This window comes from Stenotrophomonas rhizophila (assembly GCF_000661955.1).
Taxonomy (GTDB): Bacteria; Pseudomonadota; Gammaproteobacteria; order Xanthomonadales; family Xanthomonadaceae; genus Stenotrophomonas; species Stenotrophomonas rhizophila.
Window position 1 is genome coordinate 3,609,550 of the sequence record NZ_CP007597.1, and the last position, 13,855, is coordinate 3,623,404.

Below are 13,855 nucleotides of genomic sequence, written 5' to 3' on the forward strand. Positions count from 1 at the left end.
TGGATTATTCCTCAACCTTGACGAGGTAGTGGACCTTGTTGATCAGACCGCGAACCTGCGGGCTGTCCTTCAGTTCACGGACATCGTTGAGCTTGCCCAGACCCAGCGCACGCACCGACAGGCGATGACGCGCCTGGGCACCACGCAGGCCGCGAACCAGACGGACCTTGACGGTCTTGGTGGTGTCATTAGCCATGGTTGAGATCCTCTACCTTCTTGCCGCGCTTGGCCGCGATGCGGGCCGGCGACTGCATTTCGCTCAGACCCTTCAACGTGGCGCGAACCAGGTTGATCGGGTTGCGCGAACCAACGGCCTTGGCCAGCACGTTCTTGACGCCAACGGCTTCCAGGACGGCGCGCATGGCACCACCGGCGATGACGCCCGTACCTTCCGAGGCCGGCATCATGAACACGCGGGCTGCGCCGTGGCCGGACTTCACCGGGTGCCACAGGGTGCCGTTGTTCAGATCGACGTCGGCCAGGTTCTTGCGCGCCTGCTCCATCGACTTCTGGATGGCGACCGGCACTTCGCGTGCCTTGCCATAGCCGAAACCGACCTTGCCTGCGCCGTCACCGACCACGGTCAGTGCGGTGAAGGTGAACTGACGACCACCCTTGACGGTCTTGCTGACGCGGTTGACCGCGACCAGCTTTTCGATCATGCCGTCGTCGACTTTCTCTTCGCGGTTACGGTCGCGATCGCGACCCCGCTGCTGACGTTCTTCTGCCATGTTGATTCCTTGATTGATTGAGTATGTACGGCTCGAGGCCGCTTATAGCTGTGAAGTGGTGCGGTGAATCGTTCGCCCCTGCAGAAGAAGGACGTCGCCCGGCGCAACCCGCGCCGGCAGGCAGGTGGAGGCAGGGCTGAGCCCTGCCCCCGAATCCCTTAGAACTGCAGGCCGCCTTCGCGGGCTGCGTCGGCCAGTGCCTTGATGCGGCCGTGGTAGCGGTAGCCCGAGCGGTCGAAAGCGACCTTCTCGATGCCCGCAGCCTTGGCGCGCTCGGCGACCAGCTTGCCCACCTTGGCGGCGGCGTCGCTGTTCTTGCCGTTCTTCAGGCCTTCCTTGACGTCGGCCTGGGTGGTGTTGGCAGCAGCCAGCACCTTGGAGCCATCGGCGGTGAAGACCTGGGCGTACAGGTGCTGACCGGTGCGCAGCACCGACAGACGCGGCACGCCGAGAACGCGGATGTGTGCACGGGTCGACTTGGCGCGACGCAGGCGGGCGATGTTCTTGTTGATGCTCATGATTTGAGTTCCTTGAAAGCTGAAGTGAAGCGGGCTTTTGCTTTGAGAAACCCAGCCAGTGATGGCCGGGTTTCCGTGGAAGTTCCCGCGCCTGATTAGGCCTTCTTGGCTTCCTTACGAATGATGACTTCGCCGGCGTACTTCACACCCTTGCCCTTGTAGGGCTCCGGCGGACGGAAGCCACGGATCTTGGCGGCCACTTCACCAACGCGCTGCTTGTCGGTGCCCTGGACCAGAACTTCGGTCTGGGTCGGGGTCGAAATGGTGATGCCTTCCGGCGCCACGAACACGACCGGGTGCGAGAAACCGAGCGACAGGCTCAGGTCCTTGCCCTGCATGGCGGCACGGTAGCCGACGCCGACCAGCTCGAGCTTGCGCTCGAAGCCTTCGGTGACGCCGTGGACCATGTTGGCCAGGATCGCGCGCACGGTGCCGGTGAGGGCAAGCAGGCTCGGATCGTTGGCGCCCAGGTTGGCAACGCCGTTTTCGACGGTGATTTCAACGCCAGCAACCTTGGGCAGCGACAGGGAGCCCTTCGGGCCCTTCACGCTGACGGATTCCGGCTGGATGTTCAGTTCAACGCCCTTGGGCAGGTTGACCGGCTTCTTGGCTACGCGGGACATAGTTGGTTCCTTCTCGCCTTAGGCCACGAAGCACAGGACTTCGCCGCCGACGCCCAACTGGCGCGCCTGCGCATCAGTCATGATGCCCTTGGAGGTGGAGATGATGGAGATGCCCAGGCCGTTGAGGACCTTCGGCAGCTCAGACTTGCCACGGTACTGGCGCAGGCCCGAACGCGAGAAGCGCTTCAGGGTCTCGATGACCGGCTTGCCTTCGAAATACTTCAGGACGATTTCAAGCTCGGCCTTGTTGTTCTCGATCTTGGTCACGCGCAGGTCGGTGATGTAGCCCTCGGCCTTCAACACTTCTGCGATTGCAACCTTGATCTTGGAGGACGGTGCCTTCACCGTCTGCTTGCCAACCGCGGCCGCATTCTTGATGCGTACCAGCAGGTCGGCGATGGGATCAGTCATGCTCATAGTCGATACCTTTGAGTGCACCGATATCCGCTTTCGCGAAAATCTTGCTGTGTTCCTGGGATGGGCCAGAACCCTTGTTACCTGTTCAGCGGACCAGCGGTCCGCTCTACGCCAGCCCCTGTGACGGAGCAAGACGCGGGAGTATACGGCAAAAAGAGCCCGACTTGCGTCGGACTCCTTAATTGGGAACAAACCTGAACAACCGGTCGGTCCCCCTGCCCCACATCCAGGGGATGCGGGACAGGTTCCGGGACGAATCCCTTACCAGCTTGCCTTGCGCAGGCCCGGCACGTCGCCACGCATGGTGGCTTCGCGCAGCTTGTTGCGGCCGAGGCCGAACTTGCTGTAGACGCCACGCGGGCGGCCGGACAGTTCGCAACGGTTGCGGTGGCGGCTCGGCGACGAATCGCGCGGCAGCTTCTGCAACTTCACGACAGCGTCGGCCTTGTCGGCGTAGGAAGCGGTCGGGCTGGAGATGATCTTCTTCAGCTCTTCACGCTTGCCAGCGAACTTGACGGCCAGCTTGGCGCGCTTCAGATCGCGGTTGACCATGGAGGTCTTTGCCATTTCGGTTTCCTCGACGTATCAGTTACGGAACGGGAACTTGAACGCTGCGAGCAGCGCCTTCGCTTCCGCGTCGGTCTTGGCGGTGGTGGTGATGGCGATATCCATGCCGCGGATCGCGTCGACAGCGTCGAAGTCGATTTCCGGGAAGATGATCTGTTCCTTCACGCCCATGTTGAAGTTGCCGCGACCGTCGAAGGAACGACCCGAGACACCACGGAAGTCGCGCACGCGCGGCAGCGAGATGTTGATCAGGCGATCCAGGAACTCATACATCTTTTCACGACGCAGCGTGGTCTTGCAGCCGATCGGCCAACCATCGCGGATCTTGAACGAAGCCACCGAGACGCGGGACTTGGTCACGATCGGCTTCTGGCCGGAGACCTTGGCCATGTCGGCGACGGCGTTTTCCAGGATCTTCTTGTTCGTGGCTGCTTCGCCGACACCCATGTTCAGGGTGACCTTGACCAGCTTCGGAACCTGCATCGGATTGGTGTAGCCGAACTGCTTCATCAGCGCCGGCACCACTTCTTCCTTGTAGAACTTTTCGAGACGGGTATTCATCAGCGCATCCTCAGGCGTCGAGCGCCTCACCGCTGGAGCGGAACACACGCAGTTTGCGTCCATCCTCCAGCACCTTGAAACCAACGCGTTCGCCCTTGCCCGAAGCCGGGTTCAGCACATTCACGTTGGAGATATGGATCGACGCTTCACGCTCGACCACGCCGCCGGCAACGCCTGCCTGCGGGTTCGGCTTGGTGTGGCGCTTGACGATGTTCACGTTGGCGACGATCACACGATCGCCGTCGACGCGGACGACTTCGCCCTGCTTGCCCTTGTCCTTGCCGGTGTTGACGACGACCTGGTCGCCCTTCTTGATACGGTTAGCCATGATTATCTCCTGTCGCTCACAGCACTTCGGGAGCGAGCGAGACGATCTTCATGAACTTCTCGGTACGAAGTTCACGCGTCACCGGTCCGAAGATGCGGGTGCCGATCGGCTCTTGCTTGTTGTTGAGCAGGACCGCGGCGTTGGCGTCGAAACGGATCAGCGAACCGTCGGCGCGACGCACACCCTTGCGGGTACGCACCACGACGGCGTCGAACACTTCACCCTTCTTGACCTTGCCGCGCGGGATCGCATCCTTCACGGTGACCTTGATGATGTCACCGATGTGGGCATAGCGACGCTTGGAGCCGCCCAGCACCTTGATGCACATCACTTCCTTGGCACCGGAATTGTCCGCGACCTCGAGGTAGCTCTGCATCTGGATCATGATTCAGATCTCCTTATTCAGCCGCACGCGTGATGACTTCCACCACGCGCCAGTTCTTGGTCTTGGACATCGGAGCAATCTCGGTCACGCGGACGACATCGCCTTCGTTGCAGGCGTTGTCGGCGTCGTGGGCGTGCAGCTTGGTCGAACGCTTGATGTACTTGCCGTACAGGGCGTGCTTGACCAGGCGTTCCACCAACACGGTGACCGTCTTGTCCATCTTGTTGCTGACGACACGGCCTTCGACCGTGCGCAGCGCTTTGTTTTCAGTATTGTCGCTCATCGCGGCCATCCTTACTTGGTGCTGCCGAGCAGGGTCTTGACGCGAGCAATCTCGCGGCGGACCCGGCGGGTTTCGTGAGTCTTCGGCAGCTGGCCAGTAACCTGCTGCATACGGAGCGAGAACTGCTCCTTACGCAGGTCGGTCAGGTGGGCCTTCAGATCGTCAGCCGACTTTTCGCGAAGTTGTTTGATATCCATTACATCACCGTCCGGGTCACGAAGGTGGTGGTCACGGAGAGCTTGGCAGCTGCCAGGCGGAACGCCTCGCGAGCCACGCTTTCATCCACACCTTCAATTTCATAGATCATGCGGCCGGGCTGGATCTGGGCTACCCAGTACTCCACGTTGCCCTTACCAGAACCCATTCGGACTTCGATGGGCTTCTTGGTGATCGGCTTGTCGGGGAACACTCGGATCCACATCTTGCCGCCGCGCTTGACGTAGCGGCTGATCGAGCGGCGAGCCGCTTCGATCTGACGCGCGGTCAGCTGACCATGAGCGGTTGCCTTCAGGCCGTACTCGCCGAAGCTGACAGCGTTGGCGCTCCAGCTCAGGCCATCGTTACGGCCCTTGTGTACCTTGCGGTACTTGGTTCGCTTGGGTTGCAACATTGTCGTTACCTCGCTTCACGAGCCGGGCGCTGACGGTCACCGCGGTCGCCGCGATCGTTACGATCGTTGCGCGGGGAATCGTCCTGCTTTTCCTGGCCAACCTGGGAGAAATCGAAAACCTCGCCCTTGTAGATCCAGACCTTGATGCCGATGATGCCGTAGGTCGTCTTGGCTTCAGCGAAGCCATAGTCGATGTCGGCACGCAGCGTGTGCAGCGGCACGCGGCCTTCGCGGTACCACTCCGAACGGGCGATTTCTGCACCGTTGAGGCGGCCACCCACGTTGACCTTGATGCCCAGGGCACCCAGGCGCATCGCGTTGCCGACCGAGCGCTTCATTGCGCGGCGGAACATGATGCGACGCTCCAGCTGCTGCGCGATCGACTCGGCAACCAGTTGTGCGTCCAGCTCGGGCTTGCGCACTTCGGTGACGTTGATGTGCGCCGGAACGCCCATCATTTCGCTCACTTCCTTACGCAGCTTTTCGATGTCCTCACCGCGCTTGCCGATCACCACGCCCGGACGGGCGGTGTGGATCGTCACGCGAGCGGTCTTTGCCGGACGCTCGATAAGGATCTTGCTGATGCCGGCCTGCGCAAGCTTCTTGCGCAGCATTTCCCGCACCTTCAGGTCGGCCGCCAGGTAACCAGCGAACTCGCCCTTGTTGGCGTACCACTTGGAGTTCCAGTCCTTGGAAATACCGAGGCGGATACCAATCGGATGAACTTTATGACCCATGGTGTTTTCCTTTCCGCTTACTTGCCGGCGCCCACAACCACAGTGATGTGGCTGGTGCGCTTGAGGATGCGGGTGCCGCGGCCTTTCGCCCGCGCCATGAAACGCTTCAGGGTCGGACCTTCATCTACCATGATGGTCTGAACCTTCAGCTCGTCGACGTCGGCGCCCTGGTTGTTTTCGGCATTTGCGATAGCCGACTCCACCACCTTCTTGATCAGGTGGGCAGCCTTCTTATCCGAAAACTTCAGCAGGTTGACCGCACGCTCGGCCGGCAGGCCGCGCACCTGGTCAGCGACCAGGCGGGCTTTCTGCGCAGAGATGCGCGCGGAGCGCAGGATTGCTTTCGCTTCCATTGTCATCTCTCCTTACTTGCCCGACTTCTTGTCACCACCGTGACCCTTGAAGGTCCGGGTGATGGCAAATTCGCCGAGCTTGTGGCCGACCATGTTCTCGTTGACGAGCACCGGAACGTGGTTCTTGCCGTTATGAACGGCGATGGTGATGCCTACCATTTCCGGCAGGATCATCGAACGGCGCGACCAGGTCTTGATCGGCTTCTTGCTACCCGCAGCGGCCTCCACCTTCTTGACGAGGTGGTGATCGACGAACGGGCCCTTCTTGAGTGAACGTGCCATGGTCGATTAGCCCCTACGATCGCGGACGATGAATTGCTGGGTGCGCTTGTTCTTGCGCGTCTTGTAACCCTTGGTCGGAACACCCCACGGGGTGACCGGATGCGGATTACCCTGGCCGGCCTTCGCCTCACCACCACCGTGCGGATGGTCAACCGGGTTCATGGCAGCACCACGAACGGTCGGGCGGACACCGCGCCAGCGCTTGGCGCCAGCCTTGCCCAGCTTTTCCAGGTTGTGTTCGTCGTTACCGACTTCACCGATGGTGGCGCGGCACTCGACCGGCACCTTACGCATTTCACCCGAGCGCAGGCGCAGGGTGGCGTAGATACCTTCACGAGCGACGAGCTGCACGGCGGCGCCGGCGGCACGTGCGATCTGAGCACCCTTGCCCGGCTTCAGTTCGATGCCGTGGACAGTGGTACCGACCGGGATGTTGCGCAGCGGCAGGGTGTTACCGGTCTTGATCGGCGCATCCGAACCCGCGATCACCTGGTCACCGGCCTTCAGGCCCTTCGGTGCGATGATGTAGCGGCGTTCGCCGTCGACGTAGCACAGCAGGGCGATATGGGCGGTGCGGTTCGGATCGTATTCGATGCGTTCCACGCGCGCCGGAATGCCTTCCTTGTTGCGCTTGAAGTCGATGACACGGTAGTGCTGCTTGTGGCCACCACCAACGTGACGGGTGGTGATGCGGCCGTGGTGGTTACGACCACCGGACTTGCTCTGCGGCTCCAGCAACGCTGCGTGCGGTGCGCCCTTGTGCAGATCGGGCGTAACCACGCGCACGGCCGAACGGCGGCCGGGGGAAGTGGGCTTGAATTTCATCAATGGCATGGGATGTACCTCAGGCCTTGGCCGTTACATCGATGGACTGGCCATCGGCGAGACGCACGTATGCCTTGCGCCAATCGCCGCGACGGCCGGTGCGGTTACGGAAGGACTTGTTCTTGCCCTTCACGTTCAGCACGTTGACCGACTCGACCTTGACATCGAACAGCTGCTCAACCGCGGCCTTTACATCGGCCTTGGTCGCTTCGTTCGACACTTCAAAGACATACTGGTTGGAATGTTCCTGCAGGCGCGCGGTCTTTTCGGAGACTCGCGGAGCGCGAAGAACGCTGAAGATTTTCTCGTTGGCGCTCATGCCAGCCACTCCTCGACCTTCTTGACCGCGTCAGCGGTGATGACGACCGTGTCGGCACCGACCAGCGACACCGGGTCCAGGCCCTGCACGTCACGCACTTCCACGTAGGGAATGTTGCGCGCCGACAGGTACAGGTGCTCGGAAGCATCTTCGGTGACGATCAGCGGACGCTTGCCCACTTCCAGGCCGGCCAGCTTGGCGATCAGAGCCTTCGTGTTGGTCGCTTCGACATCGAAGGACTCCACGATGGTCAGACGGCCCTGACGGTTCAGCTCGGACAGGATCGCGCACATGGCTGCACGGTACTGCTTACGGTTGACCTTCTGCTCGAAGCTGCGCGGCTTGGCCGCGAAGGTGACACCGCCGCCGACGAAGATCGGAGCCGTCAGTGCGCCATGACGCGCGCCGCCGCCCTTCTGCTTCTTCGACTTCTTGGTGGTACCAGCCACTTCAGAGCGAGTCTTCTGTGCCTTGGTGCCGGCGCGGCCGGCGTTGCGATAGGCGACGACGACCTGGTGAACCAGATCTTCGCTGAAATCGCGACCGAACACGGCGTCGGAGACCGAGACCTTGTTGTTGCTACCCGTGATAACGAGTTCCATCGTCATCTCTCCTTATGCCTTGCTCGCCGGACGGACGATCACGTCGCCACCCGCCGCGCCAGGAACGGCGCCGCGAACCGCGATCAGACCGCGCTCGACGTCGACCTTGACAACTTCCAGGTTCTGGGTGCTCTGCTGCACCGAGCCCATGTGACCGGACATCTTCTTGCCCGGGAACACGCGACCTGGCGTCTGGCGCTGACCCAGCGAACCCGGCGCGCGATGCGACAGCGAGTTGCCGTGGGTAGCGTCACCCATACGGAAGTTGTAGCGCTTGATGGTGCCCTGGAAGCCCTTACCCTTGGTGACACCCTGGACGTCGACGATCTGGCCGACTTCAAAGATGTCCGCCTTGACTTCGCCACCGACGGCGAAATCGCCGAGCTGGGCGTCTTCAACGCGGAATTCCCACAGGCCACGGCCCGCGTCGACCTTCGCCTTGGCGAAGTGACCGGCTTCCGGCTTGTTGACCAGGGCAGCGCGACGCGCGCCGACGGTCACCTGCACGGCGCTGTAGCCGTCAGCTTCGACGGTCTTGATCTGCGCGATGCGGTTCGGGGTAGCTTCAATCAGGGTTACCGGGATGGCCTGGCCATCTTCGGTGAACACGCGGCTCATGCCAGCCTTGCGGCCCACGAAGCCCAACGAATATTTCTTCGTCATGGTCGTAGTCCTCAGGTCAGCTTGATCTGAACGTCGACGCCGGCAGCCAGTTCGAGCTTCATCAGCGCGTCCACGGTCTTGTCGTTCGGGTCAACGATATCGAGCACGCGCTTATGCGTGCGGGTCTCGTACTGGTCACGCGCGTCTTTGTCGACGTGCGGGGAAACGAGAATGGTGTAACGCTCGATCTTGGTCGGCAGGGGGATCGGGCCACGCACTTGCGCGCCGGTCCGCTTTGCCGTTTCTACGATCTCGCTGGCCGAACGGTCGATCAAACGATGATCGAACGCCTTCAGCCGAATCCGGATCTTTTGGTCCGCCATGACGGTGGGTTCCTTCGTTAAAAGAGCGACGGACAAGGCCTCTGGGTTGCCTTGTCCCATGAATATCCTGAATGCAGACGCCGCACATTCCCGTGCGGCGACAAGATCTTTCCGTAGACCTCAAAAATCGAGGCAGACCGGTCTCCCGATCTGCCCAGACAAAAAGTATAGCGCGCATACAACGCGGCGGTCAACAGGGGACCTGTTGACACTGCCTGAATGGCGCGACCCTTCCTGGTCCGGGGAACACGAGGTGCGTCCTGCGCCTCTTTTCCCATTTAGTTCCGCCCCGATGCCCTACCCAGGCAACATCGGGGCGAAGATTCTAGCAGATTACGCCAGGATCTTGGAGACCACGCCGGCGCCGACGGTACGGCCGCCTTCGCGAATCGCGAAGCGCAGACCTTCGTCCATGGCGACCGGGTTGATCAGGGTGACAACCATCTTCACGTTGTCGCCCGGCATCACCATTTCCACACCTTCCGGCAGTTCGCAAGCGCCGGTGATGTCGGTGGTACGGAAGTAGAACTGCGGACGGTAGCCCTTGAAGAACGGGGTGTGACGGCCGCCCTCATCCTTCGACAGCACGTACACTTCGGCGTCGAACTGGGTGTGCGGCTTGATCGAACCCGGCTTGGCCAGGACCTGGCCACGCTCGACGTCGTCACGCTTGGTGCCGCGCAGCAGCAGACCGGCGTTGTCGCCTGCCTGACCCTGGTCGAGCAGCTTGCGGAACATTTCCACGCCGGTGACGGTGGTCTTCTGGACCGGACGGATACCGACGATTTCGATTTCTTCGCCGACCTTGATCACGCCGCGCTCGATACGACCGGTCACCACGGTGCCGCGGCCCGAGATCGAGAACACGTCTTCCACCGGCATCAGGAACGGCTTGTCGATGTCACGCTCCGGGGTCGGGATCCAGCTGTCGAGAGCTTCGACCAGCTTGATCACGGCCGGCACGCCGATATCGCTCTGGTCGCCTTCCAGCGCCAGACGGGCCGAACCCGCAATGATCGGGGTGTCGTCGCCCGGGAAGTCGTACTTGCTCAGCAGCTCGCGGACTTCCATTTCGACCAGTTCCAGCAGCTCGGCGTCGTCCACCATGTCGGCCTTGTTCAGGAACACGACGATGTACGGCACGCCGACCTGGCGCGACAGCAGGATGTGCTCGCGGGTCTGCGGCATCGGGCCGTCAGCAGCGGAGCAGACCAGGATCGCGCCGTCCATCTGGGCGGCACCGGTGATCATGTTCTTGACGTAGTCAGCATGGCCCGGGCAATCCACGTGGGCGTAATGACGCTCGGTGGATTCGTACTCGACGTGTGCGGTCGAGATCGTGATGCCACGTGCCTTTTCTTCCGGCGCGGCGTCGATCGAGGAGTAATCCTTGAACTCGCCACCGAAGCGCTCGGCACCGATCTTGGTCAGTGCGGCGGTCAGCGTGGTCTTGCCGTGATCGACGTGACCGATGGTGCCGACGTTGACGTGCGGCTTGGTGCGCTCGAACTTACCCTTTGCCATTGTTGTAGCCCTTGAATGTCAGAAAGAAAGAGGTTGAGACCTGAGCTTACGCTCAGGCCTTCTTGATCACGGATTCGGCGATGTTGTTCGGCGCCGGCTCGTAGTGGTCGAATTCCATCGTGAACGTTGCGCGACCCTGGGTCTGCGAACGCAGCGAGGTGGCGTAACCGAACATTTCGCCCAGCGGGATCATCGCGTTGATGATGCTCGCCGAACCGTCACCGGTGGTGCTCGAACCCTGCAGCACGCCACGACGACGGCTGACGTCGCCCATCACGTCACCCTGGTAATCCTCCGGGGTCACGATCTCGACCTTCATGATCGGCTCCAGCAGGACCGGCTTGGCCTTCTGGAAGCCCTGCTTGAAGGCCATCGAGGACGCGAGCTTGAACGCCATTTCCGAGGAGTCGACGTCATGGTACGAGCCGAACACCAGCTTCACCTTGACGTCCACGACCGGGAAGCCCGCCAGCGGACCGCTGGTGATGGTTTCGCGCAGGCCCTTTTCGATCGACGGAATGAATTCCTTCGGAATCACGCCACCGGTGATGTCGTTGATGAACAGGAAGTCATCCTTGATCGCCGGGGCAATCTTCGGATCGGCACGGTCTTCAGCGGTGATCGGCGACAGCTCGATCACGACGTGACCGTACTGACCCTTACCACCGGACTGCTTGGCGTGCTTGTAGTCCGACTTGACGTCGGCCATCTGGATGGTTTCGCGGTACGCAACCTGCGGCTTGCCGACGTTGGCTTCAACGTTGAACTCGCGCTTCATGCGATCCACGATGATGTCCAGGTGCAGCTCGCCCATGCCCGAGATGATGGTCTGGCCGGATTCTTCGTCGGTCTTGACGCGGAACGACGGATCTTCCTGAGCCAGACGGCCCAGCGCCAGACCCATCTTTTCCTGATCGGACTTGGTCTTCGGTTCGACGGCCATCGAGATGACCGGCTCCGGGAACACCATGCGCTCCAGGATGATCGGGTGGTCCTGCGAGCACAGGGTGTCACCGGTGGTCGTGTCCTTCAGGCCCACGGCCGCGGCGATGTCACCGGCCAGCACTTCCTTGATTTCTTCACGATCGTTGGAGTGCATCTGCAGGATGCGGCCGATGCGCTCCTTCTTGCCCTTAACCGAGTTCAGCAGCTGGTCGCCAGCGTTCAGCGTGCCCGAATAGACACGGAAGAAGGTCAGCGCGCCCACGAACGGGTCGGTGATGATCTTGAACGCCAGGGCCGAGAACGGGGCCTTGTCGTCGGACTTGCGGCTCAGCGCAACGGTTTCATCGTCGACGTCGGTACCGGTCACGTCCGGCACGTCGATCGGCGACGGCAGCAGCTGCACCACGCCGTCCAGCATGGCCTGCACGCCCTTGTTCTTGAACGCAGAACCGCAGTACATCGGCACGATGTCGGTCGCCAGGGTGCGCACGCGCAGGGCTTCGACGATCTCGGCCTCGGTCAGCTCTTCGCCGCCCAGGTACTTTTCCATCAGCTCTTCGCTGGCTTCAGCCGCGGCTTCGATCATGTAGGTGCGGGCCTCGTCGGCCTCCGCCTGCATGTCGGCCGGGATTTCCAGGTACTCGAACTTCATGCCCTGCGAGGCTTCATCCCAATGGATGGCCTTCATCTTGATCAGGTCGACCACGCCCTTGAAGCCGTCTTCAGCGCCGATCGGCAGCTGCATCGGCACGGCGGTGGCGCCGAGCTTGGCCTTCAGCTGGCCAACGACCTTGGTGAAGTTGGCACCGGTGCGGTCCATCTTGTTGACGAAGGCAATGCGCGGCACCTTGTACCGGTTGGCCTGGCGCCACACGGTTTCGGACTGCGGCTGCACGCCACCGACGGCGCACAGCACGAACACCGCACCGTCGAGCACGCGCAGCGAGCGCTCTACTTCGATGGTGAAGTCGACGTGTCCGGGGGTGTCGATGATGTTGAAGCGATGCTCCGGCAGGGACTTGTCCATGCCCTTCCAGAACGCAGTGGTCGCAGCGGACTGGATCGTGATGCCACGCTCCTGCTCCTGCTCCATCCAGTCCATGGTGGCAGCGCCGTCGTGCACTTCACCGATCTTGTGGCTCTTGCCGGTGTAGAACAGGATGCGCTCGGACGTGGTGGTCTTGCCGGCATCGATGTGAGCCATGATGCCGAAGTTACGGTAACGCTCGATGGGAGTGGTGCGGGCCACGGGAGCCTCTCAATTTCTTGGAATTCGGATGGCCGAACGCCGCCTTTCGGCGGCCTTCGGATTGGCGCGGCACCCCAGGTGCCGCGAAGCGGCACTAATACGTAGTGCCGCTCTGCCTGTTTTGCAAGGCCGTCAAACTCACCAGCGGTAGTGGGCGAATGCCTTGTTGGCTTCGGCCATGCGGTGGGTTTCTTCGCGCTTCTTGATGGCGCCGCCACGGTTTTCCGAGGCGTCCAGCAGTTCGGCAGCCAGCTTCTTCGGCATGGTGTTTTCACCACGCTTACGGGCCGAGTCGATCAGCCAACGCATGGCCAGGGCCATCTTGCGCGACGAACGCACTTCGACGGGCACCTGATAGGTGGCACCACCGACGCGACGGGACTTGACTTCGACCGACGGAGCCACGTTGTCCAGAGCCTTCTGCACCAGCTCGACGGAGTTCGGGTTCTTTTCGCCGATCACGTCCATGGCACCGTAGACGATCTTTTCAGCGACCGACTTCTTGCCGCTCAGCATCACCATATTGATGAAACGAGCGATGGTTTCACTTCCGTGCTTCGGATCCGGCAGGACAGAGCGCTGCGGCGTATTACCTTTACGAGACATGTGTACTTTCCCTTAGCTCTTCGGACGCTTGGCGCCGTACTTGGAACGGCCCTGGCGACGCTTGGCAACGCCGGAGGCGTCCAGCGAGCCACGCACGGTGTGGTAACGCACACCTGGCAGATCCTTGACGCGACCGCCACGGATCAGGACCACGGAGTGTTCCTGCAGGTTGTGGCCTTCGCCGCCGATGTAGCTAATCACTTCTTCCTGGTTGGTCAGGCGAACCTTGGCAACCTTGCGAAGCGCCGAGTTCGGCTTCTTCGGAGTGGTGGTGTACACGCGCGTGCAGACGCCACGGCGCTGGGGGCACTTATCGAGGGCCGGGGAGGCACTCTTATAAGTGGTTGCCTGCCGCGGCTTGCGGACAAGCTGATTGATCGTCGCCATCAGTATGTTCTTCTGAG

The 13,855-nt window shown here is 61.6% G+C and carries 24 protein-coding genes; all 24 read right to left on the reverse strand.

Annotated elements, in window-relative coordinates:
* Positions 1-4: 4 nt before the first annotated feature.
* The 24 genes from rpmD to rpsL all read right to left on the reverse strand — a co-directional run bounded on the left by rpmD (position 5) and on the right by rpsL (position 13,838).
* Positions 5-196, reverse strand: a complete 192-nt coding sequence (rpmD, locus tag DX03_RS15725) for a 50S ribosomal protein L30 (RefSeq protein WP_038690275.1) — start codon at positions 194-196, stop codon at positions 5-7.
* Positions 189-731 carry a 30S ribosomal protein S5 gene (rpsE, locus tag DX03_RS15730; RefSeq protein ID WP_038690276.1) on the reverse strand — a complete coding sequence of 181 codons (543 nt, stop codon included), beginning with the start codon at positions 729-731 and terminating at the stop codon, positions 189-191. The genes rpmD and rpsE overlap by 8 nt, the downstream gene beginning before the upstream one ends.
* A 158-nt stretch (positions 732-889) precedes the next feature.
* Entirely contained in the window at positions 890-1,249 is a 360-nt protein-coding gene (gene rplR, locus DX03_RS15735; RefSeq protein WP_038690277.1) for a 50S ribosomal protein L18, read from the reverse strand.
* 95 nt (positions 1,250-1,344) lie between these two features.
* A complete protein-coding gene (rplF, locus tag DX03_RS15740; protein WP_038690279.1) occupies positions 1,345-1,872 on the reverse strand; it encodes a 50S ribosomal protein L6 in 528 nt (175 codons plus the stop codon).
* Between the two features lie 18 nt (positions 1,873-1,890).
* Positions 1,891-2,289: a 30S ribosomal protein S8 gene (gene rpsH, locus DX03_RS15745; RefSeq protein ID WP_019186156.1), complete on the reverse strand. Its 399-nt coding sequence runs from the start codon at positions 2,287-2,289 to the stop codon at positions 1,891-1,893.
* A gap of 261 nt (positions 2,290-2,550) precedes the next feature.
* The gene (gene rpsN, locus DX03_RS15750; protein ID WP_038690281.1) at positions 2,551-2,856 is read right to left on the reverse strand and encodes a 30S ribosomal protein S14; all 306 of its coding nucleotides are present in this window, start codon (positions 2,854-2,856) and stop codon (positions 2,551-2,553) included.
* Positions 2,857-2,874: 18 nt separating this feature from the next.
* Entirely contained in the window at positions 2,875-3,417 is a 543-nt protein-coding gene (gene rplE / locus DX03_RS15755) for a 50S ribosomal protein L5 (RefSeq protein ID WP_038690283.1), read from the reverse strand.
* A gap of 10 nt (positions 3,418-3,427) precedes the next feature.
* Complete coding sequence (gene rplX / locus DX03_RS15760; RefSeq protein WP_017355416.1) at positions 3,428-3,745, reverse strand: 50S ribosomal protein L24; 318 nt, start codon at positions 3,743-3,745, stop codon at positions 3,428-3,430.
* Between the two features lie 16 nt (positions 3,746-3,761).
* On the reverse strand, positions 3,762-4,130 hold the full coding sequence (gene rplN / locus DX03_RS15765; protein WP_038690286.1) for a 50S ribosomal protein L14: 369 nt from the start codon (positions 4,128-4,130) through the stop codon (positions 3,762-3,764).
* Positions 4,131-4,143: 13 nt separating this feature from the next.
* The gene (rpsQ, locus tag DX03_RS15770; protein WP_038692463.1) at positions 4,144-4,413 is read right to left on the reverse strand and encodes a 30S ribosomal protein S17; all 270 of its coding nucleotides are present in this window, start codon (positions 4,411-4,413) and stop codon (positions 4,144-4,146) included.
* 11 nt (positions 4,414-4,424) lie between these two features.
* Positions 4,425-4,610 carry a 50S ribosomal protein L29 gene (gene rpmC, locus DX03_RS15775; RefSeq protein WP_017355413.1) on the reverse strand — a complete coding sequence of 62 codons (186 nt, stop codon included), beginning with the start codon at positions 4,608-4,610 and terminating at the stop codon, positions 4,425-4,427.
* On the reverse strand, positions 4,610-5,023 hold the full coding sequence (gene rplP, locus DX03_RS15780; RefSeq protein WP_017355412.1) for a 50S ribosomal protein L16: 414 nt from the start codon (positions 5,021-5,023) through the stop codon (positions 4,610-4,612). The genes rpmC and rplP overlap by 1 nt, the downstream gene beginning before the upstream one ends.
* Positions 5,024-5,028: 5 nt before the next feature.
* Positions 5,029-5,760, reverse strand: a complete 732-nt coding sequence (rpsC, locus tag DX03_RS15785) for a 30S ribosomal protein S3 (RefSeq protein WP_038690288.1) — start codon at positions 5,758-5,760, stop codon at positions 5,029-5,031.
* Between the two features lie 17 nt (positions 5,761-5,777).
* A complete protein-coding gene (rplV, locus tag DX03_RS15790; RefSeq protein WP_017355410.1) occupies positions 5,778-6,113 on the reverse strand; it encodes a 50S ribosomal protein L22 in 336 nt (111 codons plus the stop codon).
* Positions 6,114-6,125: 12 nt separating this feature from the next.
* A complete protein-coding gene (gene rpsS, locus DX03_RS15795; RefSeq protein ID WP_017355409.1) occupies positions 6,126-6,395 on the reverse strand; it encodes a 30S ribosomal protein S19 in 270 nt (89 codons plus the stop codon).
* A 6-nt stretch (positions 6,396-6,401) separates the two neighbouring features.
* On the reverse strand, positions 6,402-7,229 hold the full coding sequence (gene rplB / locus DX03_RS15800; protein ID WP_038690292.1) for a 50S ribosomal protein L2: 828 nt from the start codon (positions 7,227-7,229) through the stop codon (positions 6,402-6,404).
* Positions 7,230-7,239: 10 nt separating this feature from the next.
* A complete protein-coding gene (gene rplW, locus DX03_RS15805) occupies positions 7,240-7,539 on the reverse strand; it encodes a 50S ribosomal protein L23 (protein ID WP_038690294.1) in 300 nt (99 codons plus the stop codon).
* On the reverse strand, positions 7,536-8,141 hold the full coding sequence (rplD, locus tag DX03_RS15810; RefSeq protein ID WP_038690296.1) for a 50S ribosomal protein L4: 606 nt from the start codon (positions 8,139-8,141) through the stop codon (positions 7,536-7,538). Before rplD ends, rplW begins: the two co-directional genes overlap by 4 nt.
* Before the next feature lie 12 nt (positions 8,142-8,153).
* Positions 8,154-8,804 carry a 50S ribosomal protein L3 gene (gene rplC / locus DX03_RS15815; protein ID WP_038690298.1) on the reverse strand — a complete coding sequence of 217 codons (651 nt, stop codon included), beginning with the start codon at positions 8,802-8,804 and terminating at the stop codon, positions 8,154-8,156.
* Positions 8,805-8,815: 11 nt separating this feature from the next.
* Entirely contained in the window at positions 8,816-9,127 is a 312-nt protein-coding gene (gene rpsJ / locus DX03_RS15820; RefSeq protein WP_010341589.1) for a 30S ribosomal protein S10, read from the reverse strand.
* Positions 9,128-9,460: 333 nt separating this feature from the next.
* On the reverse strand, positions 9,461-10,651 hold the full coding sequence (gene tuf / locus DX03_RS15825; RefSeq protein ID WP_038690301.1) for an elongation factor Tu: 1,191 nt from the start codon (positions 10,649-10,651) through the stop codon (positions 9,461-9,463).
* Positions 10,652-10,703: 52 nt separating this feature from the next.
* Positions 10,704-12,845, reverse strand: a complete 2,142-nt coding sequence (gene fusA / locus DX03_RS15830) for an elongation factor G (RefSeq protein WP_038690302.1) — start codon at positions 12,843-12,845, stop codon at positions 10,704-10,706.
* A gap of 138 nt (positions 12,846-12,983) precedes the next feature.
* Positions 12,984-13,451, reverse strand: coding sequence for a 30S ribosomal protein S7 (gene rpsG / locus DX03_RS15835; RefSeq protein ID WP_017356009.1), 468 nt, complete (start codon positions 13,449-13,451; stop codon positions 12,984-12,986).
* Between the two features lie 12 nt (positions 13,452-13,463).
* Positions 13,464-13,838, reverse strand: coding sequence for a 30S ribosomal protein S12 (gene rpsL / locus DX03_RS15840; RefSeq protein ID WP_017356008.1), 375 nt, complete (start codon positions 13,836-13,838; stop codon positions 13,464-13,466).
* Positions 13,839-13,855: the final 17 nt, after the last annotated feature.

What these genes read in the sequence shown, in the direction of transcription:
- rpmD (WP_038690275.1), bottom strand. Translation starts at nt 196, where the DNA reads ATGGCTAATGACACCACCAAGACCGTCAAGGTCCGTCTGGTTCGCGGC.
- rpsE (WP_038690276.1), bottom strand. Translation starts at nt 731, where the DNA reads ATGGCAGAAGAACGTCAGCAGCGGGGTCGCGATCGCGACCGTAACCGC.
- rplR (WP_038690277.1), bottom strand. Translation starts at nt 1,249, where the DNA reads ATGAGCATCAACAAGAACATCGCCCGCCTGCGTCGCGCCAAGTCGACC.
- rplF (WP_038690279.1), bottom strand. Translation starts at nt 1,872, where the DNA reads ATGTCCCGCGTAGCCAAGAAGCCGGTCAACCTGCCCAAGGGCGTTGAA.
- rpsH (WP_019186156.1), bottom strand. Translation starts at nt 2,289, where the DNA reads ATGAGCATGACTGATCCCATCGCCGACCTGCTGGTACGCATCAAGAAT.
- rpsN (WP_038690281.1), bottom strand. Translation starts at nt 2,856, where the DNA reads ATGGCAAAGACCTCCATGGTCAACCGCGATCTGAAGCGCGCCAAGCTG.
- rplE (WP_038690283.1), bottom strand. Translation starts at nt 3,417, where the DNA reads ATGAATACCCGTCTCGAAAAGTTCTACAAGGAAGAAGTGGTGCCGGCG.
- rplX (WP_017355416.1), bottom strand. Translation starts at nt 3,745, where the DNA reads ATGGCTAACCGTATCAAGAAGGGCGACCAGGTCGTCGTCAACACCGGC.
- rplN (WP_038690286.1), bottom strand. Translation starts at nt 4,130, where the DNA reads ATGATCCAGATGCAGAGCTACCTCGAGGTCGCGGACAATTCCGGTGCC.
- rpsQ (WP_038692463.1), bottom strand. Translation starts at nt 4,413, where the DNA reads ATGAGCGACAATACTGAAAACAAAGCGCTGCGCACGGTCGAAGGCCGT.
- rpmC (WP_017355413.1), bottom strand. Translation starts at nt 4,610, where the DNA reads ATGGATATCAAACAACTTCGCGAAAAGTCGGCTGACGATCTGAAGGCC.
- rplP (WP_017355412.1), bottom strand. Translation starts at nt 5,023, where the DNA reads ATGTTGCAACCCAAGCGAACCAAGTACCGCAAGGTACACAAGGGCCGT.
- rpsC (WP_038690288.1), bottom strand. Translation starts at nt 5,760, where the DNA reads ATGGGTCATAAAGTTCATCCGATTGGTATCCGCCTCGGTATTTCCAAG.
- rplV (WP_017355410.1), bottom strand. Translation starts at nt 6,113, where the DNA reads ATGGAAGCGAAAGCAATCCTGCGCTCCGCGCGCATCTCTGCGCAGAAA.
- rpsS (WP_017355409.1), bottom strand. Translation starts at nt 6,395, where the DNA reads ATGGCACGTTCACTCAAGAAGGGCCCGTTCGTCGATCACCACCTCGTC.
- rplB (WP_038690292.1), bottom strand. Translation starts at nt 7,229, where the DNA reads ATGCCATTGATGAAATTCAAGCCCACTTCCCCCGGCCGCCGTTCGGCC.
- rplW (WP_038690294.1), bottom strand. Translation starts at nt 7,539, where the DNA reads ATGAGCGCCAACGAGAAAATCTTCAGCGTTCTTCGCGCTCCGCGAGTC.
- rplD (WP_038690296.1), bottom strand. Translation starts at nt 8,141, where the DNA reads ATGGAACTCGTTATCACGGGTAGCAACAACAAGGTCTCGGTCTCCGAC.
- rplC (WP_038690298.1), bottom strand. Translation starts at nt 8,804, where the DNA reads ATGACGAAGAAATATTCGTTGGGCTTCGTGGGCCGCAAGGCTGGCATG.
- rpsJ (WP_010341589.1), bottom strand. Translation starts at nt 9,127, where the DNA reads ATGGCGGACCAAAAGATCCGGATTCGGCTGAAGGCGTTCGATCATCGT.
- tuf (WP_038690301.1), bottom strand. Translation starts at nt 10,651, where the DNA reads ATGGCAAAGGGTAAGTTCGAGCGCACCAAGCCGCACGTCAACGTCGGC.
- rpsG (WP_017356009.1), bottom strand. Translation starts at nt 13,451, where the DNA reads ATGTCTCGTAAAGGTAATACGCCGCAGCGCTCTGTCCTGCCGGATCCG.
- rpsL (WP_017356008.1), bottom strand. Translation starts at nt 13,838, where the DNA reads ATGGCGACGATCAATCAGCTTGTCCGCAAGCCGCGGCAGGCAACCACT.